At 59.2% G+C, this 24813-nt stretch carries 25 protein-coding genes and 1 tRNA gene; 13 read left to right on the forward strand and 13 right to left on the reverse strand.

Annotated elements, in window-relative coordinates; translation table 11 throughout:
* Window positions 1-6: 6 nt before the first annotated feature.
* Entirely contained in the window at window positions 7-1896 is a 1890-nt protein-coding gene (locus tag ACFOEV_RS22260; RefSeq protein WP_386777293.1) for an asparagine synthase-related protein, read from the forward strand.
* Window positions 1897-2394: 498 nt separating this feature from the next.
* Window positions 2395-2667 carry a lasso peptide biosynthesis PqqD family chaperone gene (locus ACFOEV_RS22265; RefSeq protein ID WP_386777295.1) on the forward strand — a complete coding sequence of 91 codons (273 nt, stop codon included), beginning with the start codon at window positions 2395-2397 and terminating at the stop codon, window positions 2665-2667.
* 443 nt (window positions 2668-3110) lie between these two features.
* Here the strand turns inward: ACFOEV_RS22265 and ACFOEV_RS22270 are convergent, their stop codons facing one another.
* The 3 genes from ACFOEV_RS22270 to ACFOEV_RS22280 form a co-directional block, all read right to left on the reverse strand.
* Window positions 3111-4358 carry a nucleotidyltransferase family protein gene (locus tag ACFOEV_RS22270; protein WP_386777297.1) on the reverse strand — a complete coding sequence of 416 codons (1248 nt, stop codon included), beginning with the start codon at window positions 4356-4358 and terminating at the stop codon, window positions 3111-3113.
* Window positions 4359-4628: 270 nt separating this feature from the next.
* Window positions 4629-5615, reverse strand: coding sequence for a serine/threonine protein kinase (locus tag ACFOEV_RS22275; protein ID WP_386777299.1), 987 nt, complete (start codon window positions 5613-5615; stop codon window positions 4629-4631).
* Window positions 5616-5662: 47 nt separating this feature from the next.
* A complete protein-coding gene (locus tag ACFOEV_RS22280) occupies window positions 5663-6421 on the reverse strand; it encodes a ComF family protein (RefSeq protein WP_386777301.1) in 759 nt (252 codons plus the stop codon).
* A gap of 57 nt (window positions 6422-6478) precedes the next feature.
* Between ACFOEV_RS22280 and bioB the strand changes: the two genes are divergently transcribed.
* The 7 genes from bioB (at window position 6479) to ACFOEV_RS22315 (ending at window position 11976) form a co-directional block, all read left to right on the forward strand.
* Window positions 6479-7543, forward strand: a complete 1065-nt coding sequence (gene bioB, locus ACFOEV_RS22285; protein WP_386777303.1) for a biotin synthase BioB — start codon at window positions 6479-6481, stop codon at window positions 7541-7543.
* Between the two features lies 1 nt (window position 7544).
* On the forward strand, window positions 7545-8729 hold the full coding sequence (bioF, locus tag ACFOEV_RS22290; RefSeq protein ID WP_386777305.1) for an 8-amino-7-oxononanoate synthase: 1185 nt from the start codon (window positions 7545-7547) through the stop codon (window positions 8727-8729).
* Window positions 8726-9508, forward strand: a complete 783-nt coding sequence (locus tag ACFOEV_RS22295) for an alpha/beta fold hydrolase (RefSeq protein WP_386777307.1) — start codon at window positions 8726-8728, stop codon at window positions 9506-9508. Before bioF ends, ACFOEV_RS22295 begins: the two co-directional genes overlap by 4 nt.
* Window positions 9505-10308 carry a methyltransferase domain-containing protein gene (locus ACFOEV_RS22300; RefSeq protein WP_386777309.1) on the forward strand — a complete coding sequence of 268 codons (804 nt, stop codon included), beginning with the start codon at window positions 9505-9507 and terminating at the stop codon, window positions 10306-10308. The genes ACFOEV_RS22295 and ACFOEV_RS22300 overlap by 4 nt, the downstream gene beginning before the upstream one ends.
* 12 nt (window positions 10309-10320) lie before the next feature.
* On the forward strand, window positions 10321-11004 hold the full coding sequence (gene bioD / locus ACFOEV_RS22305; RefSeq protein WP_386777311.1) for a dethiobiotin synthase: 684 nt from the start codon (window positions 10321-10323) through the stop codon (window positions 11002-11004).
* 80 nt (window positions 11005-11084) lie between these two features.
* Window positions 11085-11169, forward strand: a tRNA-Leu gene (locus ACFOEV_RS22310).
* 414 nt (window positions 11170-11583) lie between these two features.
* On the forward strand, window positions 11584-11976 hold the full coding sequence (locus tag ACFOEV_RS22315; protein ID WP_386777313.1) for a hypothetical protein: 393 nt from the start codon (window positions 11584-11586) through the stop codon (window positions 11974-11976).
* A 112-nt stretch (window positions 11977-12088) separates the two neighbouring features.
* Here the strand turns inward: ACFOEV_RS22315 and ACFOEV_RS22320 are convergent, their stop codons facing one another.
* Together ACFOEV_RS22320 and ACFOEV_RS22325 are read right to left on the reverse strand one after the other, a co-directional pair.
* The gene (locus ACFOEV_RS22320) at window positions 12089-12595 is read right to left on the reverse strand and encodes a hypothetical protein (protein WP_386777315.1); all 507 of its coding nucleotides are present in this window, start codon (window positions 12593-12595) and stop codon (window positions 12089-12091) included.
* Between the two features lie 205 nt (window positions 12596-12800).
* Complete coding sequence (locus ACFOEV_RS22325) at window positions 12801-13952, reverse strand: hypothetical protein (protein WP_386777317.1); 1152 nt, start codon at window positions 13950-13952, stop codon at window positions 12801-12803.
* Between the two features lie 284 nt (window positions 13953-14236).
* Between ACFOEV_RS22325 and ACFOEV_RS22330 the strand changes: the two genes are divergently transcribed.
* Genes ACFOEV_RS22330 through ACFOEV_RS22340 form a run of 3 tightly spaced genes read left to right on the forward strand, consistent with a single transcriptional unit; the run spans window position 14237 to window position 17741 of the window.
* Window positions 14237-17044: a bifunctional diguanylate cyclase/phosphodiesterase gene (locus ACFOEV_RS22330; protein ID WP_386777319.1), complete on the forward strand. Its 2808-nt coding sequence runs from the start codon at window positions 14237-14239 to the stop codon at window positions 17042-17044.
* Window positions 17045-17100: 56 nt separating this feature from the next.
* Window positions 17101-17364 (forward strand): type II toxin-antitoxin system Phd/YefM family antitoxin, encoded by a 264-nt coding sequence (locus tag ACFOEV_RS22335; RefSeq protein WP_386777321.1) that lies wholly within the window; start codon window positions 17101-17103, stop codon window positions 17362-17364.
* Window positions 17364-17741 (forward strand): type II toxin-antitoxin system VapC family toxin, encoded by a 378-nt coding sequence (locus ACFOEV_RS22340; RefSeq protein ID WP_386777322.1) that lies wholly within the window; start codon window positions 17364-17366, stop codon window positions 17739-17741. Before ACFOEV_RS22335 ends, ACFOEV_RS22340 begins: the two co-directional genes overlap by 1 nt.
* Window positions 17742-17748: 7 nt before the next feature.
* Here ACFOEV_RS22340 and ACFOEV_RS22345 read toward each other — a convergent pair whose 3' ends face one another.
* The 5 genes from ACFOEV_RS22345 to ACFOEV_RS22365 form a co-directional block, all read right to left on the reverse strand.
* Window positions 17749-17949: a hypothetical protein gene (locus tag ACFOEV_RS22345; protein ID WP_386777324.1), complete on the reverse strand. Its 201-nt coding sequence runs from the start codon at window positions 17947-17949 to the stop codon at window positions 17749-17751.
* A gap of 53 nt (window positions 17950-18002) precedes the next feature.
* Complete coding sequence (locus ACFOEV_RS22350; RefSeq protein ID WP_386777326.1) at window positions 18003-18347, reverse strand: hypothetical protein; 345 nt, start codon at window positions 18345-18347, stop codon at window positions 18003-18005.
* A 115-nt stretch (window positions 18348-18462) separates the two neighbouring features.
* Window positions 18463-19707 (reverse strand): FliC/FljB family flagellin, encoded by a 1245-nt coding sequence (locus ACFOEV_RS22355; RefSeq protein ID WP_386777328.1) that lies wholly within the window; start codon window positions 19705-19707, stop codon window positions 18463-18465.
* A gap of 181 nt (window positions 19708-19888) precedes the next feature.
* Window positions 19889-20287, reverse strand: a complete 399-nt coding sequence (locus tag ACFOEV_RS22360) for a type II toxin-antitoxin system VapC family toxin (protein ID WP_386777329.1) — start codon at window positions 20285-20287, stop codon at window positions 19889-19891.
* Complete coding sequence (locus ACFOEV_RS22365) at window positions 20284-20520, reverse strand: type II toxin-antitoxin system Phd/YefM family antitoxin (RefSeq protein WP_386777331.1); 237 nt, start codon at window positions 20518-20520, stop codon at window positions 20284-20286. The genes ACFOEV_RS22360 and ACFOEV_RS22365 overlap by 4 nt, the downstream gene beginning before the upstream one ends.
* A 166-nt stretch (window positions 20521-20686) precedes the next feature.
* On the opposite strand from ACFOEV_RS22365, the gene ACFOEV_RS22370 reads away from it, so the two are divergent.
* Window positions 20687-20911, forward strand: coding sequence for a DUF2835 family protein (locus ACFOEV_RS22370; RefSeq protein ID WP_386777333.1), 225 nt, complete (start codon window positions 20687-20689; stop codon window positions 20909-20911).
* Window positions 20912-20921: 10 nt separating this feature from the next.
* Here the strand turns inward: ACFOEV_RS22370 and ACFOEV_RS22375 are convergent, their stop codons facing one another.
* The 3 genes from ACFOEV_RS22375 to ureG all read right to left on the reverse strand — a co-directional run bounded on the left by ACFOEV_RS22375 (window position 20922) and on the right by ureG (window position 24680).
* Window positions 20922-23297 carry a bifunctional diguanylate cyclase/phosphodiesterase gene (locus tag ACFOEV_RS22375; RefSeq protein ID WP_386777335.1) on the reverse strand — a complete coding sequence of 792 codons (2376 nt, stop codon included), beginning with the start codon at window positions 23295-23297 and terminating at the stop codon, window positions 20922-20924.
* Between the two features lie 91 nt (window positions 23298-23388).
* Entirely contained in the window at window positions 23389-23997 is a 609-nt protein-coding gene (locus ACFOEV_RS22380; protein ID WP_386777337.1) for a HupE/UreJ family protein, read from the reverse strand.
* Between the two features lie 47 nt (window positions 23998-24044).
* On the reverse strand, window positions 24045-24680 hold the full coding sequence (gene ureG / locus ACFOEV_RS22385) for an urease accessory protein UreG (RefSeq protein WP_386777339.1): 636 nt from the start codon (window positions 24678-24680) through the stop codon (window positions 24045-24047).
* Between the last annotated feature and the right edge of the window lie 133 nt (window positions 24681-24813).

Below are 24813 nucleotides of genomic sequence, written 5' to 3' on the forward strand. Positions count from 1 at the left end.
GACACGATGAGCGCCATTCTCGGACGTCTCCACTTTTCCCACGGACCGGTCGATCCACTGGGGTTCCAGAAGGCGATGGCTGCCCTGGACAGCTATGGACGAGAAGGCTCCAGTACCTGGATCGAAGGTCCCGTCGCGCTGGGCTATCAGCATCTCGAAATCAGCCCCGAGTCGACTCACGAGGTACAACCCTTGGCGCACGACGGGATAGTCGTTGTCGCCGACGCCATCATCGATAACCGCCATCAGCTGTGCGATCAGTTATCCTTCGACAAAGGTGGGCGTGCCGCCATCCCCGACAGTCAGATCATACTGCACGCCTACCGCCGCTGGGGGCGAGAATGCGTCTCCCGCCTGGTGGGCGACTTCGCGTTCGCCATCTGGGACGCACGCCATCAGGTGCTGTTTTGCGCCAGGGATCATATCGGTTCGCGGCCGCTGTTTTTTTACCATGATAACGATCGGTTCCTGTTCTCGACCGATATCCGGGGCTTGCTGGCCTTCGGCGACATCAGTTTTGCCATCGATGAGTACCGCGTGGCCTCGTTTCTGATCTGGCCCCTTGATACCAATGAGAACAGCTTCTTCCAGCACATCCAGCATGTACGGCCGGGGCACTACCTCCTTGTGGACCGTGACCATCTGGCACAGCAGGCCCACTGGCACCCGCGGGATATGCCGAGCATCCGCTATCGACGCCACGAGGAGTACAGCGAGCATTTCAGGGAACTGCTGGAAACGGCAGTGACCGATCGGCTCAGGACCCGTTTTCCGGTTGGCTCCCATATCAGCGGCGGACTCGATTCCACCGGCGTGACGATTCTCGCCAACCGCCTTCTCCGCGCTGAGGGTCGAGAGCTGGACATGGGTTATACCTGGGCGCCTCCGGTATCGGAGCGTTACCCACTAGCCAACAGTCCTTGCGACGAGCGCCGAATCATCGGGGATATCTGCACGCAGGAAAATATGGCATGCCATTATGGAGCCGCCACCGGCCGCGATTTCCATGAGTTTCTGGCTCGGGATATCGCCGTGGATGGCACCGCCGACCTGTTCGAGGAACTTCCGGTCATGGCACATGCCGGCCAGCGCGGCACCCGGGTGCTCCTTTCCGGTTGGGGCGGCGACGAATCCGCCACCTTCAGCACCAGGGGCTACCCCGCCTACCTGCTCAAGCATGGGCAGTGGTTGACCCTGTTCGGTGTGGCACGCACCAGTGCCGGCGGCCTGCGCCACGTTAGGCGCATGGCCAGATTCTTGTGGCAATCGACCCTGTTGCCACTGATGCCCGATGCGGTTTATGACCGATTCACGCCCTTCCTGCGGACCGACCGGCTCGAGCTGTTCATCAAGCCGGATTTCATCGATCGCTTTCCCCAGGTCTGGAGTCAACGCGGGCTCGCATGGCGAGAGTATGCCGATCCAATGAAAATACAGGCCACGCTGCTGCAGAACGGGCACCTGGCCAGCCGCATGACGACATGGGCCAGTTGGTCCGCACCACAGGGCCTTGTCTATCGCTACCCGCTAACGGATATCCGCCTGCTGCGCTTCACCCTGGGCCTTCCCCCCGACCTGCTCTGGCGCAAGGGAGTCACGCGCTGCCTCTATCGAGATGCGCTCAGGGACATGCTGCCCCGCAATCTTGGTAAACAGGATATCAGCAACGAAAAGAAACGCATGGACTTGCGGATAGAGTGTTGGCGACTGCTGGCGGACGAGGCGACAAAAGGTCAATTCCAGCAGTGCTGCGACTGGTTGGACACCCAATCCCTGCGCGCCCGCCTCGTGGATGTACCGGAACGCGTTTCTTCGCATAACCTGTTGAAATTTATCCCACTTCCCTCGTCCTTGCAGATATGGCACCTATGGCGGCGGTACGGCGTATCCGGCTGAAGCGCCTATGTCGAGCAACCCCGATGGCCTACCAGAAAGCACTTGACATCGACACCAGTGTGGCCAACTCTTAACAAACTATTACATTCCGGGGATGTGAAAGTGTGATCGACTCCCCTGCCCGGCTCCACGAGGGAGAACCCCATGAAAAACGGCAAAAATTCATCCAGCCAAGATAGCAAGAACAAAAGTGCCTGGGTGACACCCGAACTGCTCCTGATGAGCCTCGAGCAGACACTTTCAGGGCGGCGAAACAACCCATCAGAAAGTATGTCTTCGAGTAATGCGTCGTCCCACGTTCCAGGTACTCTAGACTCATAATTACTGACGACACAGTCTTAAAACGTTGGACTACTATTTGTTGAGTGTCCCTTGACCCGAATGAAAAGACTCATTTTCAAGAAAAGTCTCCATTTCGACATTTTACCGGGCGCAGCATTAGTATTTTAATAAAAATATCTAAGCTTTCTATTAGGAATTTTAAAATAGGGAATTTTCATGGATCTAGCTAACAAAATAAGCCGCGTGAAAGGTCCGCTGGCCTCGCAAGTGAACGACGACCTGGTCATTTTCAGCGCTCGGAATGGCATGTACTACGGCCTCCCGAGGGTGGGAAATCGTATCTGGTCGCTTATCGAGCATGAAACTACCGTTTCCGCCATCTGCGAAAAGCTATTGGAGGAATACGAGGTCGATCGCGACACCTGCACACGAGAAGTCGTTGCGTTTCTTGATCAGCTCAAGCATGAGGGATTGATCAGGGTTCAGTAAGTCATTTCTAGCAGTGGAAAAAGACATGCTGTTTAGTAATCATTATGACTTTTTAGAAGCGCCCTTCCTAAATTTCTTGACAGCGACGGTACAGCGACCAATTCTTAACAAACCCTTACATTGCATGGCAGGTGGGGGTATCACTCGTTCCGCAACCAATCCAAGCGGGAGGCTCCATAATGAACAGCACACAACCATCCAGTAAGAAAAAAAGCACTTGGGTTACACCCGAGCTGTCCCGGATGAGCATTGAGCAGACCCTTTCAGGGCTACTGCCTAATCCATCTGAGACGATGGCAAATTTTCACTCTTCCGAGAATGTCCCAGGTGGTCTCGAGTCATAAGTAACGGTGTGACAACCTTAGGGCGATTGTGATGGGAGAAGTCCCTTTTCACTTATCCAAATGAAAAGGGCTTCTTTTTTTGCAGAGAATGACATTCTCTTACTGCGCTTCGCGGGAACCGAGTCGCTTGATCAGCCCGCGGAACGGTCGAGTCAGCAGGTACAGCCACTGATAGCTGGGCCGCAGAGGCCAGCTCTGGTAGTCGGCATAGCTCGGTTGCAACAGGCTCACCCAGCCCCTTATCCGCCACCACAGTCGATGGGCCAGGTTGGTCTGCCAGGCGAAGGCGAAATCCGGCGTAGGATTCTCACTGCGCAGAGACACTTCCGCCTCGCGCCCCCCCTGCAGATTGATCAGGCAGGCTTCGACCAAGGCCCTGCCGTTATCGCTGATCGTCTCGTTGCGCCATGGTTCCAGCATCGCGCAGGCCTGATACAGCTCGAGAGAGGCTTCGAGGGTGGCGGTCAGATTGCGCTGCTCGGCACAGGCGCGCACCGCTGCCAGATCGAAATCCGGATGACGCTGGATCGCATCGAGATCGGCCAGCCAGTGCAGGTGAGACCAGCGGTGTCGGGTATGATGCAAACAGGCGTAGACGAAAAGCTCGGCGGTGGGCATGACCGACATCTCGATGTCATCAACCCACAGGGCTTCAGCGTTGCCCACAAGGTTGGCAGTGTCATAGATCGTGCCGGCCTTGTCGATCTGCTTGTGGATCTCGAGCGGAATCCCTTGAGGAGACTGCAAGGTGATGACCGGCCGGACCCGCGCGGCGAAAGTCAGGCTGATCCGATCCGGCGCCAGATTCCGCGGCCAATACGGCGTATAGCCTTGTTTCAGCGCCACTTCGAGCAGTTCGACTATCCGCTCGTGGGGCACCAGCAGGTCGATATCCCGACAAAAGCGCATGGCCGGCTCATCGTAGTAGCGGGCTGCCAGCGCATGGCCCTTGAAGAACAAGTAAGGAATTCCCAGAGGATCCAGTAACTCCTGTACCAGTTGCCGTTGAGTATCGGCTAGATAAAGGTTGTATTGGACGATGGCCAGGCATTGGCAACGCATGCCCTCGAGCTGTTCCGGCGGGAGGTTCTTCGGAGCCAGTTGCTGCAAATGCCGATAGACCAGCGGCATTACAAAGCGCTGCTCAGCCTCTTGTGCAACTCGGGGCCAGTCGTCGATCCGTGAGCACAATGTCAGGGCGTCCCGTTTCTGCTCCACCGACAATGTCAGTCGTGTCAACAGCAGCACGAGCTGTAGCGCCGGCTCCAGCGCAACAGCGCTTGCTGCCGCTCTTCCGCCCTCGACCGTGAGCACTGAACCGGGCTGACACCCAAATCGGGAATTCACGTCGGGACCCGGGATGATTGACAACACTCACCACTCATCGTCTGCATTCCCCATCTATACCCTGGAAAAGTAAACATAATGTTTATTTTAGTAACTCAGTGTTAATTTCCTTGTAAGGCTAAGATAAAATTTCAGCTCGCCCAAGCTGAATTTCCTAATGACTGCTCTGTGGAAAGCGTAAGGACAATGAGTGAGTCGCAGGTTAGGTCATGAAGTAGCAAGTGATGAGTGGTGCCATACTTGAGATTCAGCGCGCCTTTCGTACGAAGCCTAGGCTAACCAGGGTGAACGCTTGTCCAGCGCCTGGCGCTGTTGCTCCAGGGTCCGGATATGATCGTCCCAATACCCTTCGTCGGCCAGCCAGGGGAATGCTCGCGGGAAGGCCGGATCTTCCCACCGGGCCACCAGCCAGGCACTGTGGCGAATCAACCGCAAGCTGCGCAGCGGCTCGATCCATTCCAGTTCGCGACGATCGAAGTCGGCATGCTGCTCATAGCCTTCGAGAATCTCGGACAGCTGCATATGCGCTTCCGGATCACTCTGGGCGGTCAACAGCATCCACAGGTCCTGCACTGCCGGTGCCATCATGCAGTCATCGAAATCCACCAGGCTGAAACACTCGTCACGGCCCAGCATATTGCCCAGATGGCAGTCGCCGTGCACCCGGATCGTCTTCCCGGCCGGCCAGGCATATGCCTTCAACGCCTCGTGCAACTCGCCGCTGATACGCTCATAGGCCTGCCGCTGGCGTCGACTCAACCAAGGCCCGGTCAGCACCTGCTCGCGACTCTCCCTGACCATGGTATCCACATCCATTACTCGACGGTGCACGAACGGCCGGCGCTTGCCCACCGCATGCAACTGGCCGATCACATCGCCCAAGGCAAACAGATGGGCCGGATTCTCCAATTCCGGGGCCTGTCCGCCGATCTGGGCGAATAGCGCGAAACGAAAGCCCTCGGCGTAATGCAGGCTTTCGCCGCGCGCATTGCGCCACGGAGCTCCTACCGGAACACCCGCCTCGTCCAGTTCGACCAGGAAGTCATGCTCCTCCTGGATCTGGGCATCGCTCCAGCGTCCCGGCCGATAGAACTTGACCACCCAGCGACGACGCTCCTCGTCGCTGACCAGAAACACCCGGTTCTCGTAACTATTGAGCGCAAAGGGCTCGCCCGGCAGCCACAGGCCCAAGGACTCGACAGCGTCAACGATTCGCTTCGGTGACAGGCTTTCGAAAGGATGTGCGTTGGTGGCCATGGTGGCTTCCTGTTGCAGAAGTGGCGTTTGCTGCATCCTAACAGAAATCACCCTTTGGGCGTTCGCGCCACCGCCCAGGCCTCGACCTCATCGGCGCCCGCTGCCAGACAGGCCTGGGCGAGGGCCTCCAGCGTCGCCCCGGTAGTCATTACGTCATCGACCAGCGCCACTCGCGAGGGCAACGGGCCCCTTACCTCGAAGGCATGACGTAGATTGGCCTGGCGCTCCTCGCGCTTCAACCCGCGCTGCGTTGGCGTCATGCGCAAACGACGTGCGCCATGACATGGCACTCCCAGGTGCCTGGCCAGGCGACGCGTCAACCAATCGGCCTGATCGAAGCCCCGCTGCCGCGCCCGGCGGAAATGCAAGGGTACGCTCACCAGCGCCTGGGGCCAGGCGGTGCCGCTGTCTACCGGCTGGTCGAGCTCGCTGCGCAAGGCGGTCTCCAGCAAGGTCAACAATAGCGTGCCGGCCCGTGGCGATGCGGAAAACTTGAAGCGTTGCACCAGTATGGCAACGTCACCCTGATAGCGTAGTGGCACCCGCGCCCGCGCGAAGCTCGGCGGGTGGCGCAGACAGGCCCCGCAGACATTCGCCACCTCGATCACGCCAGCCGCCATCGGCTCTGCACAGCGTGGGCAGGCCGGCAGATTCCACGGCAACGCCATCAGGCAGGGCTCACACCAGGGCGCCCCTCTCTCCGCTGTCCCCAGGCAGAATGCACAGTGCCCTGGCAAGGCGTGACGCAGCAAACTGTCAACCCTCATCATGATCTTGGTTGACAGTGTTACCTCAGGCTCTATCATCCCTGTTAACCTTCATCATCCATCAAGTTAACCAAATTCCATCACGGGCCACCTGCTATGACCCTAGCCGCCTCCGCCGACCTTCGCCACGACTGGACTCTCGCCGAGATCGAAGCCCTGCTCTCCCTGCCCTTCAACGACCTGCTGTTCCGCGCCCAACAAATACATCGCCGGCACTTCGATGCCAACGCCGTGCAAGTCTCGACGCTGCTGTCGATCAAGACCGGCGCCTGCCCCGAGGACTGCAAATACTGCCCGCAATCAGGGCACTACAACACTGGGCTCGGCAAGGAAAAACTACTGGAGATCGAAAAGGTCGTCGCCCAGGCCCAGGCCGCCAAGGACGCCGGTGCCAGCCGCTTCTGCATGGGCGCGGCCTGGCGCAGTCCTCGCCAGCGTGACCTCGAGGTGGTGCTGGAGATGGTCAAGCGTGTCAAGGCCCTGGGACTCGAGACCTGCATGACACTGGGCATGGTCGATGATAACCAGGCGCGTCAACTCGCCCATGCCGGCCTCGACTACTACAACCACAACCTGGACACCTCGCCGGAGTACTACGGCGAGATCATCACCACCCGCAGCTATGCCGATCGCCTGGACACCTTGGCCAACGTGCGTGCCAACGGCATGAAGGTATGTTCCGGCGGCATCCTCGGCATGGGCGAAGCCCCGCGTGACCGTGCCGCCTTGTTGCAGCAACTCGCCAGGCTCGAACCCCATCCGGAATCGGTACCCATCAATATGTTGGTCAAGGTGCCAGGCACCCCGTTGGAAGATGCCGATGACCTCGATCCCATCGAGTTCGTACGCGCCATCGCCGTGGCCCGCATCCTGATGCCACGAAGCCACGTGCGGCTATCCGCCGGCCGCGAGCAAATGAGCGAGTCGACCCAGGCCCTGGCCTTCTTCGCCGGCGCCAACTCGATCTTCTATGGCGATAAGCTGCTGACCACCGAGAACCCCGAGGTGGAGCGCGACCGGGCCCTGTTCGCCAAGCTGGGGCTGCACCCGGAATCGCGCGAGACGTGCCAGGACGATACCCAGCAGGCGGCAGCGCTCGGTGAGGCCTTGGCCGAACGGACCGACCAGGCCTTGTTCTACGATGCCACCCAGGTGGCCTGACATGCACGCCGTGGCATGGCAAGAGCACCTGCGCGAACGCCTGGCAAGGCGGCATGAAACAGGCCTATGGCGCGAACGCCTGAGTGTGACGCCAACGCCGGATACCCGCTCGCGCAACTTTGCCAGCAACGACTACCTGGGCCTGGCCGGTGACGTACGACTCAGCGAAGCCCAGGCCCAAGGCGCCAGGCAGTTCGGCGCCGGTGCCGGTGCGTCACACCTGATCACCGGGCACCTGGACCCGCATCATTTGTTGGAGGAGCGCCTTGCCGAGCTTACCGGCCGGCCCAGGGCGCTGCTTTTCTCCACCGGCTACATGGCCAACCTGGGCACATTGCAGGCCCTGTGCGACCGTCAGACTCAGGTCTATCAGGATCGGTTGAATCATGCCTCACTGCTCGATGGGGCGAAGCTTGCCGGCGCCTCATCGAGGCGCTTCCACCATCGCGATCTCATCGATCTCGAGCGCCTGCTCGAACGTGCACCGCCAGACCGTCGCCGCCTGGTGGTCAGCGACGGCGTATTCAGCATGGACGGTGACATCGCCGATATCGATGGCTTGGCCACGATCTGCCAGCGGTACGACGCTTGGCTGATGATCGATGATGCTCATGGCCTGGGTGTGCTGGGTGAACATGGCGATGGCTGCGCCGGCCAACGCTTCTCCACCAGCCAGGTACCGATCCTGATCGGCACTTTGGGCAAGGCCCTGGGTTCGGCTGGCGCCTTCGTGGCCGGCGACGAGGCACTGATCGAGGCCCTGATCCAGTTCGCCCGCCCATACATCTACACCACTGCCCAGCCGCCGGGTGTCGCCAGCGCCACCCTGAAGGCCCTGGAAATTCTCACAACGGAGCCGGAGCGCCGCGCCCGGTTGCAAGACAACATCCACCGCTTTCGCCGTGGCGCCACGGCACTCGGCCTGCCGCTGGTCGAGTCGATCACTCCCATCCAGCCCGTGCTGCTGGAGAGCAACGCACGAGTGATGGCATGGCACGCCGCCTTGGCCCGCCACGGTTTTCTGGTCGGCGCCATTCGCGAGCCCACTGTGCCAAAGGGCCAGGCACGCCTGCGTGTGACCCTGGGCGCGCATCACCGGCACGACGATATCGATGCCTTGCTCGACTGTCTGGGCGAACTGGCCAGGAGAGAACCCTATCCGCCGCAGGAGGCCACGACACCATGAGCAAGCTCGTGCTGCTATCCGGCTGGGGAATCGACGCGCGAATCTGGCAACCCCTGCAATCCCATTGGCCTGAAGGAGTCTCCGTCAGCACCCCCGACTGGCCGGGCTACGGCGACCGCGAACCACTCGCCGACCCGCAGGACCTGGCAGCACTGGCCGCCACCATGGCAGCAGACCTCGACCCCGATGCCGTGTGGGTTGGCTGGTCGCTGGGTGGCTTGCTGGCCGCGCATCTTCTGGCCTACCTTCCCACCCCTCGGGCGTTGGTAATGCTGGGCATGGGGCCACGCTTCGTCAGCGATTCCCATAACAGCAACAGCGCCGTCAGTCGCGTCGAATTCAAGGCGTTCCAGCGCGCCTTTCATCGCGATGCTGAATCGACCTGGCAGCACTTCCTGCGCTGGCAATTGAGCGGCGAACCGGCCCCCAGGCCAGCTTTCGAGCGGCTACTCGACTTGATTGGCCAGGTACCGCCAGCCACGCACGCCACCCTGCTGGCTGGACTGGTCCAGCTCGGTACGCTCGATGCCACCGCCATCGTTGCCAATCCCCCGTGTCCAATGCTGCGCTGCCAGGGGGTACGGGATCCGCTTGCCAGCCGTGAACAGGCAAGAGGCGGACAGGACAGCGACAAGTGGGCAACCATGGGGTCGGCGCTTCTCATTGAGGAGGCCGGGCACTGTCCGCAGCTTTCCCAACCTGTGGCCCTGGTTGGCTATCTGAGCGATATCGCTTATCGCCACGCGCCATCCGCTGGGCGGCCCGAGGAGACATCATGATGACGGCGTCACAGGCTCACGCCGAGCCCTTACTCCGGGATGGGTGGCGACGCCGAGTGGCGCATGCTTTCAACCGTGCCGCCCCACATTACACCGAGCGCGCCAATGCTCAGCAGGTCATGGGCAGCGCCTTGTGGTCGCGTCTACCGGGACAGGCAGAGCGGGTACTCGATCTTGGCTGCGGACCGGGGCACTGGACGGCCAGACTCTCACGGCGTTACGCCACCATCGCCTTGGGGGTCGACCTGGCGCCTGGCATGCTGACCCAGGCCCATCGTCGACACGGTGACCACGCCCGTTGGCTATGTGCCGACGCCGCCTGCCTACCGCTTGCCCCCCGGAGCCAGGATTTGGTCTTTTCCAACCTCGCCATCCAGTGGTGCCCGGACCAAGCCGCCGTGATGCATGAGCTGTACCGAATCCTCACCCCGGGCGGCCGGGCACTGATCAACACCCTGGGCCCCGGCACCCTTGCCGAAGTCGACTATGCCTGGTCGCGCCCCGGTCGTCCCGCCAGCGTACTCGACTTCCTGGCCCCCGAAACGCTACGGCGGTTCGCCCACCAGGCCGGTTTCAGGAATGTTCGGCTCGACGCTGCACCAGAACGTTTCTTCTATCCCGACCTAGCCGCCGTCATGAATTCAATCAAGGGTGTGGGCGCCCAACTCGCTCCCAACCGGCCCCGCGCGCCCTTGACGCGCAACGACCTGGCACGAGCCGCGCAGCGCTTCGAGACCCTGCGTGAAGGCCACGGCCTGCCGGTGACCTATCAGCGCCTGACGCTGACGCTCTCTCGATAAAGGACGCCCGCCATGCCCGCCTATTTCGTGACCGGCACCGATACCGACGCCGGCAAGACACTGATCAGCACCGGCCTGCTGGCCCTCGCTCGACGTCAGGGATTGACCACCTTGGGCCTCAAGCCCGTGGCTTCAGGCAGTGAAGCGACGCAGGCTGGCCTGCGCAACGCCGATGCCCTGGCCCTGCAGGCGCACTCTCATCCGGCCGTCGCCTATGCCACCGTCAACCCCTATGCCTTCGCCCCGGCCATTGCTCCTCATCTCGCCGCTCGGCATGACGGCATTCGCCTGACACTCGATGATCTAGCAAACGTCCTCGAGCCGTCTCTGGCCGAACGGCGCCATCTCACACTGGTAGAAGGGGCCGGTGGTTGGCGCGTCCCGCTGAACGACAGCGAAGACCTCAGCGACCTGGCCGCCCGACTCGACTTGCCGGTGATCCTGGTGGTGGGCCTGCGCCTAGGGGCCATCAATCACGCACGCCTGACGTTCGATACCATCGCCGCCCAAGGGCTGCATATCGCTGGCTGGGTCGCCAACCAGATCGACCCGGCCATCGCCGCACTTGACGACAACCTGGCTACCCTGGCCCGGCATCTGCCGGCTCCTTGCCTGGGCATCGTGCCTTATCTTGGAGACATGCCTTCCCTCGCCCTTGCCCGGCATGCCGCCGACCACTTGCGACTACCCGACTAACTCGTTGACTTGCCCGGGGCTATCCGTAAAATATGGGCGGCCTGCCAAGATGAGAATCGAGGCAGAGGATATCTAGAATTGCGGATGTGGTGGAATTGGTAGACACGCTGGATTTAGGTTCCAGTGCCTTCGGGCGTGGGAGTTCAAGTCTCCCCATCCGCACCAATTGATTTCTGAGGCATTTTTCCTTTCTCGCCTCGTCGATTCGATACACTGGGTTATCCGCTGTGACTGGATTGTGACCCGGCCAATTCACCGCCTCCAGCGGCACGCCATCCGATACGACGAATGCTGCCCCCTCTTCCGATTCCTCCCGCTTACGCAAGAAACTCACTAGCCCACGAACCATCTAACAAGAAACCGCCAGCTCTCCTGGCCCACGCACAGCGTAGCTTGTGCCGTTGATGTTTCACCACCGCGAGATGGGGTGCGGGAAGTGGCGGATGAGGTGGCAACGCCGGCGCCGGACGAGTGGATAACGCTCCCGCCGCGTTGCCTGATATGGATGAAGCGGTACGGCGCAGCGTGGCGTACCGCGGAAAAGAGTGTTGCGTTGGCGCACTCGAACTGGAGTTGGACATGATGTCTCGAGAGTTTCTCAAGCGAATTGGGGTAGTAGGCGTGGTGTTAGGCCTGACGGCCAGCCCGCTAGCATTCGCCGAGGATACCGAGAAGGAGGAGGCAATCGACACCACCACCGGGCAGGAAACAAAGTGGGAAGAAGAGGAGCACCAGGGCGAAGGTGGCAAAGGTACGGATGACAGTACCAGGGTGGACCCCGCCCCGGACGAGGCCGGTGCTCCAGCCGTCGAAAGCAGTGAAGGCACCCAAGCGGGCGATGAGCGCGATCCTGCCGAGCCCGGCGAGGCCGGTGCTCCAGCCGTCGAAGGCAGTGAAGGCACCCAAGCGGGCGATGAGCGCGATCCTGCCGAGGGTAATGATGCTGATACCCAAGAAGGGAATGCTTCCTGAGTGGCAGGGGGAGAAGAAACACGCCCAGCGCTGACGGGGGTGTTTGGAACCAGAGCCCGGTCTGCAAGGCTGGGCTCTGGTCGTTATGAAAGTTCCGACCCACTCCGCCGATTCAGGTTTTACGAGGCGTTATCTGCTCGACCTGCACCTGCAGGTCACTTTCCTTGGTGAAAATGGTCGAGGTCATCGGCTTGCCGGTTCGGGCCACCCATTCGATCTCGTTCTTGCCTGGCACCAACAACTGGTTCGCCTCTTCGGCTGACGTCGGAAAACCGCCATTGATCGAGCGGATGATTCCCTTTTCCATGGCCTGTCCTCGTAACGGGCTACTCCCGGCAACGCGCAATACCCGTAGCCCTCCGACTTGAGCCGTTTCGAGAGCCATTGCATCGCCGACTTCGCGATGATCTGCCCCTTCATCTTCGAGGACGACATCCAGAGTATTATTGATTCTTGTACACAACATGCCTGCGGCAAATAGCAATATATTCAGGAACAGCGCACCAATGAAGACAGTGTCACTGTATTTACTGATGACGAATGTCGTGTAAGGTGCCAAAACCGCAGCCACCGTCCAGACCGTAACCTCAAGAATACGGCGTTCTTGGCGCTGAAACATCTCATTTTCTTCCCTACGTCAGCAATTCGTACCGGGCAGCATCGCACCCTATGAGCACACCCGGAAATTCGCTAATTCATTGTTATAAATGCTTTTATATCGTCATGTTAAGAAAATGTCATGTTAATAAATGAAGCGAAACTTAATTAAGACTCTCCTTTCCTGCCACAACACCCAAGTAAGCCTTGCGAAATCCCACGGCATGTCAACGAAAGAGATAGCGCTCGCCGCCATGCCGGCTTTTACGCTCCAGCCAAGATAGGGCATTGACACTCCAGCACAGCAAGCTGAGAGAGGGGCCCACGACCAACCTCAACAACCAGGAGCCCAAATAAAGGCATGGTAACAAGATCAGGGTCCAGCCGAGGAGCAGTACAAGCCAGGTGGGATATCCCAAGGTACGGGCCACCGCCGCCAAGGTATCGTTGACAAGCGCAGGATGGCGGACAACGAGATAAGCACCGGCAACTGCGACTGGCCATTTGGCATAGCGACCGACACTTATCAGTCCGCTTGCCGTACTGAAACGACCGGACAACGCCGCACTTCGGCCGGCGATCCCGGCCGATCGAGTGGATACGATGCCCGACCGCCCCACGCGCAACAACTTCACGGCACTGACCATGACCGCACCATCGGCGAGTCCCCAGCCGATGTCGCTTGCTCGCACTGCCTGGCCGCTCTGCACCCGCGTCTCGAGCTGGCGAATCCCCCCCGCGAACAGCGAGTTGACAGCCTCGAGCAGGCGTTCGCTCTGGATCCATTTCACCATGCCTTCGGTACCGACGGTGAACTGGCCCAGAACACCATGCCCCTCGCGACGAATGAGATTGACTGCATACCAGCCGCGCTGCTCAGGTGTCAGGGTAGGCGAAGCATCAACGGCACCCATAGCCGACCTTGGCGTGCCATTGTCCGAGGCCTTGTCCTGCCACCAGCGCTGTGCTGCTACCTTTACCGAACGCCATTGATGCGCCGCCGCCTCTCGCAATGCCAGGGTATGCACATCGTGATTCAAGAAATAATGGATCGGCGGCAGGATGGCCGAGCCATGTTGACGAAGAATGTCCTGGAATTCAGGTTCGGCCCCATATAACGACAAGATCTCGCGTGCCAAGGCAGGAAACTCGACCAATGCCGCCTCCGCCTTCAGACGCAACAAGTCGTCATGGCGATAATCCAGCAACACTGCCTGCACTTCCAACGGCTCACGCTCGAGCTGCCCGGCATAACCGGGCAACGCCTCGGCAGCCTGGATGCGTATCAGTCGCTCCTCCATTGCCATGGGCTGACTGGCGAGACTGAACAAGACAGCCGCAAGCACTGCGATTCCCAGAACATAGGCAAACTTTTTCATGGCTCTCTCCTATCGAGATGCCTCGACGTCCAGCCCACTGCAATCGGCATGACCATGGCAACACTTTGACGATAGCGGCAGGCACGGCTAACGAACGAAGACTTTGTCACTGCTATAAGGCATTATCGGCACTTATTCGAAAATGTTTAACTACACAGCATAGGCTGACGGCAATGCCTGCTGAATATCTTCAACTTTGCCGACCAGCCGCCGATATGACGGTTACGATGCCCGGGAGGGCACAGCTTCGATCAACCGATAGAGCGCCATTGCCCGCGATGCACATGACAGCACAGGAAGCGTTTCGGTCGTTGGCCGACTGCATGACATTGGAGTCCAGTGAGGCCTTCTTTGCCCACCTCGTGGAGCGTCTGGCCGACATCCTCTGCGTGAACCATGCGTTGGTGGCACGCATACTGCCCGACGGGCATCACGCCAGCACTCTCGCGGTATGGTCCCATAACAAGCAGTGCGACAATTTCACTTATCCCCTGGCCAACACGCCCTGTGAGCAGGTAATCGGCAAGCGCGCCTGCTTCTTTCCCAGCAGGGTCTGCGAACACTTCCCCCATGATACCATCCTCCTGGAACTGGGGGCCGAAGCCTACCTGGGCATTCCCATGTTTGGCCCGGATGGCCAACCCCATGGCTTGTTGGCGATTCTCAACGACCAGCCCATGGATAACGCGGGACTCGCCGAGGAAGTGCTGCGCATCGCGGCAGCCAGAGGCGGAGCCGAACTGGCCCACCAGGATGCCGAAAAACAGCGCGAACGCCATGAGCGAGAGCTGGTCGCCAGCAACCGTGCCCTGACCCTGTTCAGCCGCTGCAATGAAATGCTCGTCCATGCCGATCATGAAGACACATTATTGCAGGATATCTGCCGGCTGGCTGTGGACATCGGCGGTTACCGCATGGCCTGGGTCGGTTACGCTCAGGATGATGGCCACAGGCCCATCACCCCCCGAGCCAGTGCTGGTGCCGTCGACAACTACCTGGACGGGATTTCCCTGAGCTGGTCCGAAACCCATCCCCATGGCCAAGGGCCGTCAGGCAAGTCCATACGTAGTGGCGAACCTCAGTTCGTTGACGACCTGGCCAACGATCCCAGTTGCGTTCCCTGGGTCGATGCCGCCTTATCCCACGGCTATCACGGCATCATCAGCCTGCCACTCAAGAACTCGGATTCGACATTCGGTGTACTGGTGCTGTATCAGGCTGCGACCGATCCCATCACCGACGACGAACGCCGCTTGCTCAGCGAACTGGCCAACGATCTTGCCTTCGGTATCGACATCTTGCGTGCACGACAGCGGCAACAGCGCATTCAACACGCGGTGGTGCAGATCTCCACCGCCGTGACGCCACGCAGCGGCGATGCCTACTTCCTTCAGCTCTGCGAGCATATGGCCAGTGCGCTGGGTGCCGATGCCAGCTTCATGGCCCGCATCCTCGCCTCTCCTCCCCAAGCGGTCGAGCCACTGGCTGCGATAATCGAGGGGAAGCAAGTGGAGAACACCTGTTACGATCTGACCGGCACACTCTGTGAGCGAACGCTTCGCGACGGTGCATTGCTGGTCAATAGCTGTTCTGTAGAGGACGTGTCGTCCTCCTCACGGGACGCATTGCATTGGGTCAAGGCCTACGCCGGACAACGTCTCGACAATTCCTCAGGAGAACCCATCGGCTTATTGACGGTCTTGTTCCGCAAACCTATCGAAGACATCGAATTCGTCACCTCGATCCTGCAGATATTCGCCGCGGGTGCCGCTGCCGAATTGCAGCGTCAGAGCAGCGAGGCTCACATAAGGCGTCTAGCCTACACCGATGCATCGACACAGCTACCCAATCGCATGGCTTTCCGGGAACATCTCGATAGCGCCTTACTACAAGCCCCAAACCAGCTGGCCTTACTGCTGCTCGATCTCAGTCGATTCAAGGAAATCAACGACATCCACGGACATGACGTCGGCGATCTCATCCTGGCCAACGTCGCCAAGCGCTTGAAACACAGCTTGGAGGCTAACGAGTTTCTCGCCCGGCTGGGTGGCGATGAATTCGTGGTGGTGCTCACGGAAACCGATTCGCAAGCGGCTATTCAATGCGCACGCCGTTTACAAGCGGCGCTTGTCCCCCCCTTCATCGTCAGGGATCAAGCCTTCAGCCTGGAAGCCGGCATCGGCATCGCCTTCTATCCCGATCATGCGTCATCTGCCAGCGAATTGTTGCAACACACCGATATCGCCATGCACCAAGCCAAGCAACAAGCCTCCCGCTATTGCCAATACCAACCGGTCATGGGCCACAATATGGCCTCTCGCCTAGGCATGGCCAGACGCCTTGCCGACGCCATCGACCAGGACCGCTTGCAGCTTTACTACCAGGCCCAAGTGGACCTGGTCAGCGGAGACCTGATCGGCGCGGAGGCCCTGTGTCGCTGGCATGATGACGAACTCGGCTGGGTCAGCCCGGGCGTTTTCATTCCCCTGGCCGAAGAGCGCGGCATGATTGGACGTCTCGGCAACTGGGTCATCGAAGCCAGTTGCCGACAGCTCGCCGCCTGGCGATACCAGGGCCTTCATCTCTCGGGACAACTGGCGATCAATGTCGCCACCCAACAGCTCGACGATCAACGCTTGATGCACACGCTGACTCAGGCGGCGAAAAAGTACGATATCGCCCCACGCCAATTGTCATTGGAGCTCACCGAAAGCAGTTTCATGACCGACCCCGAGCAAGCTATCTCCATGACCGATGCCCTCAAGTCGCATGGGTTCGGCTTGGCCATCGACGATTTTGGCACCGGCTACTCTTCACTGGCACACCTCAAGCGTTTCGCTGCCGACAAGATCAAGATCGACATGTCCTTCGTTCGTGACATGCTGACGGATCCCAGCGATCACGCCATCGTCAAGACCATTATCGCCATGGCACAGAACCTGGACCTGGAAACCATTGCCGAGGGCATCGAGACAGCCGAGCAGGTCGAAGCCTTGCAGGCGCTTGGTTGCCACCAGGCACAAGGGTTTTTCTTCTCGCGCCCGCAATCCGCCGAGCATTTCGCCAGTCAATGGCTCGGCTCATCTTGCTGACTCACCAATCGGAAGTTACACTTTTAAGTGTAACCTACACCACGACGAGACAGATCATGCAAGCCACGACCAAGGATTTGCGCCTTCGCACACGTGAGTTGCTCGCCGCCACGGCCAGGGGTGAAGAAGTCGTGATTACCTATCGGGGCAAGCGTTGCGTCAAGTTGGTAGCCTACGAGGAAGCCACCACGCATCGCATCTCGCACCATCAACGCAACCCCGCCTTTGGCCTCTGGCGTGACCGGAATGAAACCAGCGTGAACGACGAAGTGCGCAAATTACGCCAACCGCGCCACTTCACGCCACAGGATGACACCTGATGTTGATCGACACGGATGTCCTGATCTGGAACTTGCGCGGCAACGACAATGCGGCCGTCCTGCTTGACGAACACCGCGGCTTTTCGATTTCTGCTGTCACTTATATGGAGCTACTGCAAGGGCTGCGTGATAAAGCAGAGATGCGTGCCTTGCGGCAGGCATTGCACTTTTGGGAAGCAGAGATCATCGCCATCGAGCGCGATATTTCCGCTAGAGCGATGTTTCTGGTGGAAGAGCATGCCTTGAGCCATGGAATGCAAATGGCTGATGCCTTGATTGCCGCCACTGCCCTGCACCTAGGCGATATTCTGATTACCGCCAATGATCGACATTATCGTCATATCGATGGATTGGAAATCGACATCTTTCGACCGTAGTTAAGTATCACTCACCTCCCTGCAACATCGCCTGCGTATAGTGCCACTGGTCCCTCACTGCTTTGGCATAGATTTCATGTAGCTTGTCGTAGTCATCCGGCATCCGCTCATCCATGTCGGTGGCTTCGAAGCGCTCCATGGTCGCACGGGCGTCGTCGATCACACCCTGTAGCTCATCGATCACTTGTTGATGTTCAACCTCCATCATATCAGTACGCTCCTCGATGACCGATTTTCTGAATCAATTGACCTCATGCACTATTATATCTGCAACACTTGAGCACGGCGATAAAGCTGTTTAGCGCTTTCGACTGCGAAGCGCTCATGCTGATCGAGCTTCAGTGTCACGCCAGCACGTCCACTAGTAGTGAGCGCTTCTTCTACTTCCCTGGCGTAGCGCTTCAGAAGATGGTCAAAATTCATTTGGATCATGGTGATTTCCAATTCGAATTCGATCTGCTGATTTCTTCGATAGTTGCGTTCTTCCTCGGATTCTACCTGGTTTACCAGTTCGCCTAGTGTGTTGTGGGCAAGATCCTCCGTGGCTTGCAGCTTGGGAAGCAGATCGTGGACAAGTTCGCGAGCGGATATCTTGTCGTCAGCCATCACCTTCACTTGGTTGCGGTAAAAAAACAGGCCCCCAATTGGGAGCCTGTTCGTTTCCAGGGTCTGGGAAAACCTTGCCGCTAATTCCCTCAACCCTGTTCTGCCATGTTGCCTATTAGCCCAGCAGAGACAGCACGTTCTGCGGCACCTGGTTGGCCTGGGCCAGAACCGAAGTACCCGCCTGCTGCAGAATCTGCGCGCGGGTCATGTTGGCCACTTCCACTGCGTAGTCGGCGTCTTCGATGCGCGAACGAGCGGCTGAGAGGTTAGTTTCGTTGGTCTGCAGATTAGTGATAGCAGACTCGAAACGGTTCTGGACGGCACCCAGATCAGAGCGAAGATTATCGACTTTGCTCAAAGCTTGGTCAAGATTCTCAAGAGGATTGCTAGTAGCACCAGACTTCAAGCTATCGGCGGTAAGCTCAGTGCCATCAACAGCAAATGTGGCAACACCGGCCGCAATTGTTGCCTCTTGCGGATCAAGAGCAACATAAAACGTCTTAGCAGCACCATCAGCTTCAATCTCAATACCTTGGTTTGCCAAGGTCTGAGCAGCTGCTTCACCTGCTGCATCTGCTGCAAGAGTAATGCTTACTTCAGCATACCAATTGCCATTAGCGTCGACTTGGGCCTTATTAGTTGAAGTATCAGCAATAGTGACACTACCATTACCACTTAAACCCAGTGAATCCTGAAGATCCGCTGAAAAGTTATTCATAGCGGTATCGGTAACGGAAGTAGACTCGCCATATGCTTCCTTCATCGCAGCGGTAGGCCCACCCGTCTGTGCAATTAACTGAAGCCCGGCAGTAACCGTATCAGTATCAGCTGGACCAGAAACATTGAAAGTACTAACTCCCAAAGTGGCTGCAGTGATTTCCTCAAGGTTGACAGTGATAGATTCACCATCATTGGCGCCAACCTGGATTTTCAAGCCTTGATCACTAGCTAGGACCTTGGTTCCATTAAAGTCGGTCTGATCGGAAATTCGATCGATTTCTGAAAGACGCTGGCCAATTTCTGCCTGAATCGAGTTCAGGTCATCTTGAGAGTTGGTACCATTCTGCGCCTGAACTGCCAGCTCGCGGATACGCTGCAGGTTATCGTTGACCTGGTTGAGCGCGCCTTCAGCGGTCTGTGCCACAGAGATACCGTCGTTAGCGTTACGCTGCGCCTGGGAAAGACCGGTGATCTGACTGGTCATGCGGTTGGCGATGGCCTGACCGGCGGCGTCGTCCTTGGCGCTGTTGATGCGCAGGCCGGAGGACAGGCGCTCCATGGCGGTAGCCAGGGAGTTCTGCGATTTCTGCAGGTTGGCCTGGCCGATCATCGAGGTGATGTTGGTATTGATCACTGACATGATAATGTCCTTCCTATTTTTGAGGGCTCCATTGGCGGACCGCGAGGGGGGCCTGCCACAACGGCGCCGTTGGCCGTTACCCTATCTATCGGAAGTTGTCAGCGAAGCTTTAGGGTGAAAGGGAAAAAATCTAGCGGGAAGGTAGAAGAGCGGCGCGACGCGCCTGGAAGAAGGAAGATGCTCACCACAGCCACTTGATATGCGGATAGGCTTGGATCTTGCCGTCTGCCGTCAGCAGGCAGGCATTGAGTTCCCGCGCCAGTGCAACTATCAGCCTATCCGCAGGGTCGGGATGGAAGCTTCCCGGCAGGCGAGTGGATTGCACGGCGACATGCGGTGTAATGGGCACATACGCCACCCTATCGATACGCTCCACCGTTTCTAGCCACTCGTCAAGGTCCATGCTGAGGACAAGGCGCCCTTTTTCGATCAGCATGGCGATCTCCCACACCGAGATCGCGGAGATCAGGATATCGCCCTGATTGTCGATTTCCTGTTCGATGGCCTGCCGAGCAGTAGGTGACAGCCTGGTATCGCCATTCACCCACCAGATCAGGATGTGAGTATCGAGCACGATCATGTAAGCGCTTCCCAGTCGCCTTCAGCTACGCTCTCGAAAGGCGCGTCGTAGTGAAGCACCGCGCCCTTGAGGCGCTCGAGAGGCGACTGGCTAGTAGGCGCCTTGTATTTACGGACCACCAGGCTGGGGCGCCCATGGTCAGTAATGATCACTTCGCCGTCGCTGGCTTCGAGCTCACGGAAGATCTCCAAGGCGTGGGCCTTGAATTTCGATTTGGATATTTCGGTTTTCATATAGTAGATGTCTCGGCAAACGACCATAGTCATATAACCATGGTCAATTATAGCTGAGAAACAGCCACCTGAAAACCGGCTGCATGTCTCGATACGCTAGGAAAGGCATCGCGTCCCGGCTCCCCGAGAAGTACCCTTTAGAAAAGATCGGAAACGTACCCCACTCATGCCCAGTATCGACGTGGTCATCAGACTGACCCAGGAAGAATGCCTGGCCCACTATGAGGGCCGGGCGCAGAACGTGCTGGCTCATAGCCTGGATGGTCGGCGGGTGATATTTCCCGCCACAGCGTTGAGACGCATCGTCGGTCGCGATGGGGTCGATGGCGTCTATCGGTTGAGCTATAGCGACAGCGGCAAGTTCGAGTCGATCGTGCGACTTCACCGCTGACGCCCGACTCTCAGCGCTTCGCTAGGGGAGATGCCCTCAGCCACTGCCTGGCGAAGCTTTCCGCATCCGTGGGGCGCCCGAAGTAATGGCCCTGTCCCTGGCTGCATCCCAGGGCCCACAGCGCCTCGGCCTGGGCTCGGGTTTCCACGCCCTCGGCCACGGTATTCATACCGAGGCTCTTGGCCATGGCGATGATGGTGGTGACGATGGTGTGGTCATGACTGTCGGTGAGCATATCGCGCACGAAGGACATGTCGATCTTGAGCGTATCCGCGGAGAAGCGCTTGAGATAAGCCAGCGAGGAGTAGCCGGTACCGAAGTCGTCGATGGCCAGGCCAAATCCGACCCGCTTGAGTTCCCGCATAAGCCACATGGCTTGGTCAGGATCTGCCATGAAGCCGCCCTCGGTCAGCTCCAGCACGATCGTCTCAGGCGCCAGCCCCGCCGAGGAGACGACGGTATGCAGACGCTCGGCGAAACGGATGTCTTCCAGTTGCTGAGCGGCAACGTTGATCCCCAGTAACCCCGAGAAGGGATGCCCCTGGCGCTGCCAGAGGAGTAGCTGGCGACACGCCTCTTCGGTGACCCAGGCACCGAGTGCCGACATCAGTCCGCGCTCCTCCGCCACCGGGATGAACTCGACGGGACTGACCCACCCCCATTCCGGATCGTGCCATCGACACAGGACCTCGGCCCCGATGATGGCACCACTGTTCAAGTCGACCTGAGGCTGATAGTGGAGCTGCAACTGTCCGGTATTGAGTGCGTTAATGAAACGCTTGGCCAATGTCAGGCGCCGCGACACCCTCTCGCCGAGGCTGGTAGCAAAGAAGCAGTGTCCCTCCCCGCTCTCCTTGGCGCGGCGCATGGCGATATCGACGCTCTTGAGCAGCTCTCTGGTCGTACGGCCATGCTCGGGATAGAAAGCGATTCCGACACTCGCGCCGAGACTGAAGGACTGGCCACGAACGGCCAGCGGCTGTATCAACGAATGCCGCAACCGCAGCGCCGTGCGTTCGACCCGTGCGCCATAGGCATTTTCGAACATCACCACGAACTCGTCGCCACCCAGCCGAGCGAGAAAGCCATCGCCCCGCAGGGTCGTGGCAAAGCGCTCGGCCACACTGACCAACGCCTTGTCACCGATGTCATGTCCTTGCGTCTCGTTGATATCCCGGAAGTGGTTCAAGCCCAGGAACATCAACGCCAGCTTGGTGCCATCCCGATCGGCATCGTCGATAGCAGCGCGTAGCCGCCGCATGAAAAAGGTCCGGTTAGGCAATCCCGTTCCCGGGTCATAGAAGGCCAACCGACGCACTTGCGCTTCGCCGCTTTGGCGCTCGAGCTCGGCGGCGGCGCCGGCAGCGAAGATCTGCAGGACCGAACGGACGAAGTCCACTTCCAGCAACGGTTCACGGAACATGACCACCAGCAGGCCGGTCGGCTCGCCGTCGACATTGGCCAGCCGCTTTCCCACATATCCTCTGGCCCAGTTCAGCGGCTCGCGAAAGACGCCGGCAAGTTGCTCGGCCACGCGGTCCTTGACGATGCATTCACCTTCAAGAATCACCTGTTCACAGGGCGTGCCGGGCAGGTGATAGCTGAAACTGTCCACCACCTGGCCATCGATCAGGACTGCCAGCGTATGCGTCACATCAGGGGTCTTCTTGTCGAGCAAGGCGACAAAACTGGCATCCGCGCCGATCGCACATGCCATGTGGCGCATCAGTTGGTCGAAATACTCATCGCCACTGCGTGCCGAAACGGCCGTGGCAATGCTCAAGACCGCCTGCTGCACCCGCTGTTGTTCGCAGCGTGTACGTAGGGTGACGATGCCGAAGGCCAGGTTATCAGCCAGCCCCTGGAGCAGCTTGAGCTCCTCGTCGGTGATCGGGTCTACCTCTTCCTGAAACAGGGTCAGGATACCAAAGGGCCCCTGCAGATCCTTCAAGGGCAAGGTAACGATGCCGCGGTACCCTCGACGGTTGGCCGCCTCGATCCAAGGCTGGAAACAGGGATCGTCATTCAGGTCGGTGATGATCTGTGGCTTGCCCTGGCGGATGGCCATGCCGGCCGTTCCCTGCCCACTGGGGATATCCTCCGACCAGCTGACCTGCACCTCGTCGAGATATCCCAGTTCGGCACCGGCATGCGCCTGCGGGGTAATGGTCTTGGCATCATCGTCCTGGGCGAAGCCCACCCAGGCCATGCGGTAGCCCCCCACCTCTACCGCCAGAGCACAGATATCGCGCAACAAGGTAACCTCATCACGCATATGGATCAGGGAATCGTTACAGCGGCAGGCAAACGCCAGGGCACGGTTGAGGCCCTCAATCTGCTGATCGCGTGAGCGCTTTTCCTCAGGCTCGTCGATGGGAGAGGTCAATGGATGCCACCCTAATTGGTATCAACAGCGTAAGAATCACGCGTTATGCTTATATTAATACCATTGACCATGAAAGTAAGGCGTAACCAAGTCAAGCCAAAGTGAAGAAACCACCCACCAAGGCAATCGCCACCCCCAGAGCGCGAACGATGCGGTTTTCCCGCGCCATCAGATAGCCGCCCAGCACACGACTGGCATAGGTGATGACCAGGGTCGCCGACAGGAAGCCGGCGAGATACGCCATCATCGAGGCGCCGTAGGGAATCTCGCTAGCGTGGGCATGGCCATGGAACAGCATGAAGACCACGACGAGGAGGCCACCCGGGAGAGTAGGCAACTTGACCACAGCGGCGATCAACACACCGGCCAGCAAGACCGATAATGCGATGCCGGTCTCGACACTGGGCACGACCAACCCTCCCCAGGCAAGGCCCGCACCGAATAGCATGCCAGCGGCGGCCAGCCAAGGTGTCCCGCGGCGCATCGGATTGGACTGGCGCAGACTCCAGAGGCCGATAGCCGCCATGGCCAGCAAGTGATCCAGCCCCAATAGCGGGTGTGCAAAGCCGGAAGCGAAGCCGCTGTGAGAGGTTCCCTGATGGCCGGGATGGGCCAGGGCCGCACCGGCCACCAGCAGCAGCGCCAGCGCCACGGCCACACGGGTGACGCGGGAAGTCGTGAAGGTTTCGAGAGCTTGCATGCGTTTCTCCTTGCCATTGGTCGTGGTAGTTGCGTAGCGGAAAGCGATCAGCCGGCGGCTTGCACCTCGGGCCGGCGGTCCGACAGCATGCCGCGGTCGAGGATGAAGCGGATGATTTCCTCGACACCGACGCCGTTGTAGAGGTTGGTGAATACGAAGGGCCGCTCGCCACGCATCTTCTTCGAGTCACGCTCCATGACCTCCAGCGAGGCGTGAACCTGCTCGGCAATGTCGATCTTGTTGATGATCAGCAGATCCGACTTGGTGATGCCCGGCCCACCCTTGCGGGGGATCTTGTCGCCGGCGGAAACGTCGATCACGTAGAGCGTCAGATCGGAGAGCTCGGGGCTGAAGGTGGCCGAGAGGTTGTCGCCACCGGATTCCACCAGCACCAGTTCCAGATCGGGGTGCCGGGCCTGAAGATCGTCGATGGCGGCAAGGTTCATCGAGGCATCCTCGCGGATGGCGGTATGCGGACAGCCACCGGTCTCGACGCCAAGAATACGATCCGCCGGCAACGCCTCGTGCTTGAGCAGGAAATCGGCATCCTCGCGGGTATAGATATCGTTGGTGACCACGGCAATATCGTAATGGTCGCGCAGGGCCAGGCAGAGCTGTTTCAGCAGTGCGGTCTTGCCGGAGCCTACCGGGCCACCGACGCCGATGCGTAGGCAATGGTTCATCTCGAATTCCTCCATCAATGTTCAATACCGAGGATAGGGGTCGGGAAGGCATAGCCTCCCCGCCCTCCGAACCGTGCATGCGGTTCTCCCGCACACGGCTCTCCAGTCGATGGTTTCAACATCGTGATTGGCT

It is taken from the genome of Litchfieldella rifensis (assembly GCF_042646605.1).
Classification (GTDB): Bacteria; Pseudomonadota; Gammaproteobacteria; order Pseudomonadales; family Halomonadaceae; genus Litchfieldella; species Litchfieldella rifensis.

Coding starts and splice junctions, on each gene's coding strand:
- ACFOEV_RS22260 (WP_386777293.1), top strand. CDS start 7: ATGAGCGCCATTCTCGGACGTCTCCACTTTTCCCACGGACCGGTCGAT.
- ACFOEV_RS22265 (WP_386777295.1), top strand. CDS start 2,395: ATGGATCTAGCTAACAAAATAAGCCGCGTGAAAGGTCCGCTGGCCTCG.
- ACFOEV_RS22275 (WP_386777299.1), bottom strand. CDS start 5,615: ATGGCCACCAACGCACATCCTTTCGAAAGCCTGTCACCGAAGCGAATC.
- ACFOEV_RS22280 (WP_386777301.1), bottom strand. CDS start 6,421: ATGATAGAGCCTGAGGTAACACTGTCAACCAAGATCATGATGAGGGTT.
- bioB (WP_386777303.1), top strand. CDS start 6,479: ATGACCCTAGCCGCCTCCGCCGACCTTCGCCACGACTGGACTCTCGCC.
- bioF (WP_386777305.1), top strand. CDS start 7,545: ATGCACGCCGTGGCATGGCAAGAGCACCTGCGCGAACGCCTGGCAAGG.
- ACFOEV_RS22295 (WP_386777307.1), top strand. CDS start 8,726: ATGAGCAAGCTCGTGCTGCTATCCGGCTGGGGAATCGACGCGCGAATC.
- ACFOEV_RS22300 (WP_386777309.1), top strand. CDS start 9,505: ATGATGACGGCGTCACAGGCTCACGCCGAGCCCTTACTCCGGGATGGG.
- bioD (WP_386777311.1), top strand. CDS start 10,321: ATGCCCGCCTATTTCGTGACCGGCACCGATACCGACGCCGGCAAGACA.
- ACFOEV_RS22315 (WP_386777313.1), top strand. CDS start 11,584: ATGATGTCTCGAGAGTTTCTCAAGCGAATTGGGGTAGTAGGCGTGGTG.
- ACFOEV_RS22320 (WP_386777315.1), bottom strand. CDS start 12,595: ATGTTTCAGCGCCAAGAACGCCGTATTCTTGAGGTTACGGTCTGGACG.
- ACFOEV_RS22325 (WP_386777317.1), bottom strand. CDS start 13,952: ATGAAAAAGTTTGCCTATGTTCTGGGAATCGCAGTGCTTGCGGCTGTC.
- ACFOEV_RS22330 (WP_386777319.1), top strand. CDS start 14,237: ATGACAGCACAGGAAGCGTTTCGGTCGTTGGCCGACTGCATGACATTG.
- ACFOEV_RS22335 (WP_386777321.1), top strand. CDS start 17,101: ATGCAAGCCACGACCAAGGATTTGCGCCTTCGCACACGTGAGTTGCTC.
- ACFOEV_RS22340 (WP_386777322.1), top strand. CDS start 17,364: ATGTTGATCGACACGGATGTCCTGATCTGGAACTTGCGCGGCAACGAC.
- ACFOEV_RS22345 (WP_386777324.1), bottom strand. CDS start 17,949: ATGATGGAGGTTGAACATCAACAAGTGATCGATGAGCTACAGGGTGTG.
- ACFOEV_RS22350 (WP_386777326.1), bottom strand. CDS start 18,347: ATGGCTGACGACAAGATATCCGCTCGCGAACTTGTCCACGATCTGCTT.
- ACFOEV_RS22355 (WP_386777328.1), bottom strand. CDS start 19,707: ATGTCAGTGATCAATACCAACATCACCTCGATGATCGGCCAGGCCAAC.
- ACFOEV_RS22360 (WP_386777329.1), bottom strand. CDS start 20,287: ATGATCGTGCTCGATACTCACATCCTGATCTGGTGGGTGAATGGCGAT.
- ACFOEV_RS22365 (WP_386777331.1), bottom strand. CDS start 20,520: ATGAAAACCGAAATATCCAAATCGAAATTCAAGGCCCACGCCTTGGAG.
- ACFOEV_RS22370 (WP_386777333.1), top strand. CDS start 20,687: ATGCCCAGTATCGACGTGGTCATCAGACTGACCCAGGAAGAATGCCTG.
- ACFOEV_RS22380 (WP_386777337.1), bottom strand. CDS start 23,997: ATGCAAGCTCTCGAAACCTTCACGACTTCCCGCGTCACCCGTGTGGCC.
- ureG (WP_386777339.1), bottom strand. CDS start 24,680: ATGAACCATTGCCTACGCATCGGCGTCGGTGGCCCGGTAGGCTCCGGC.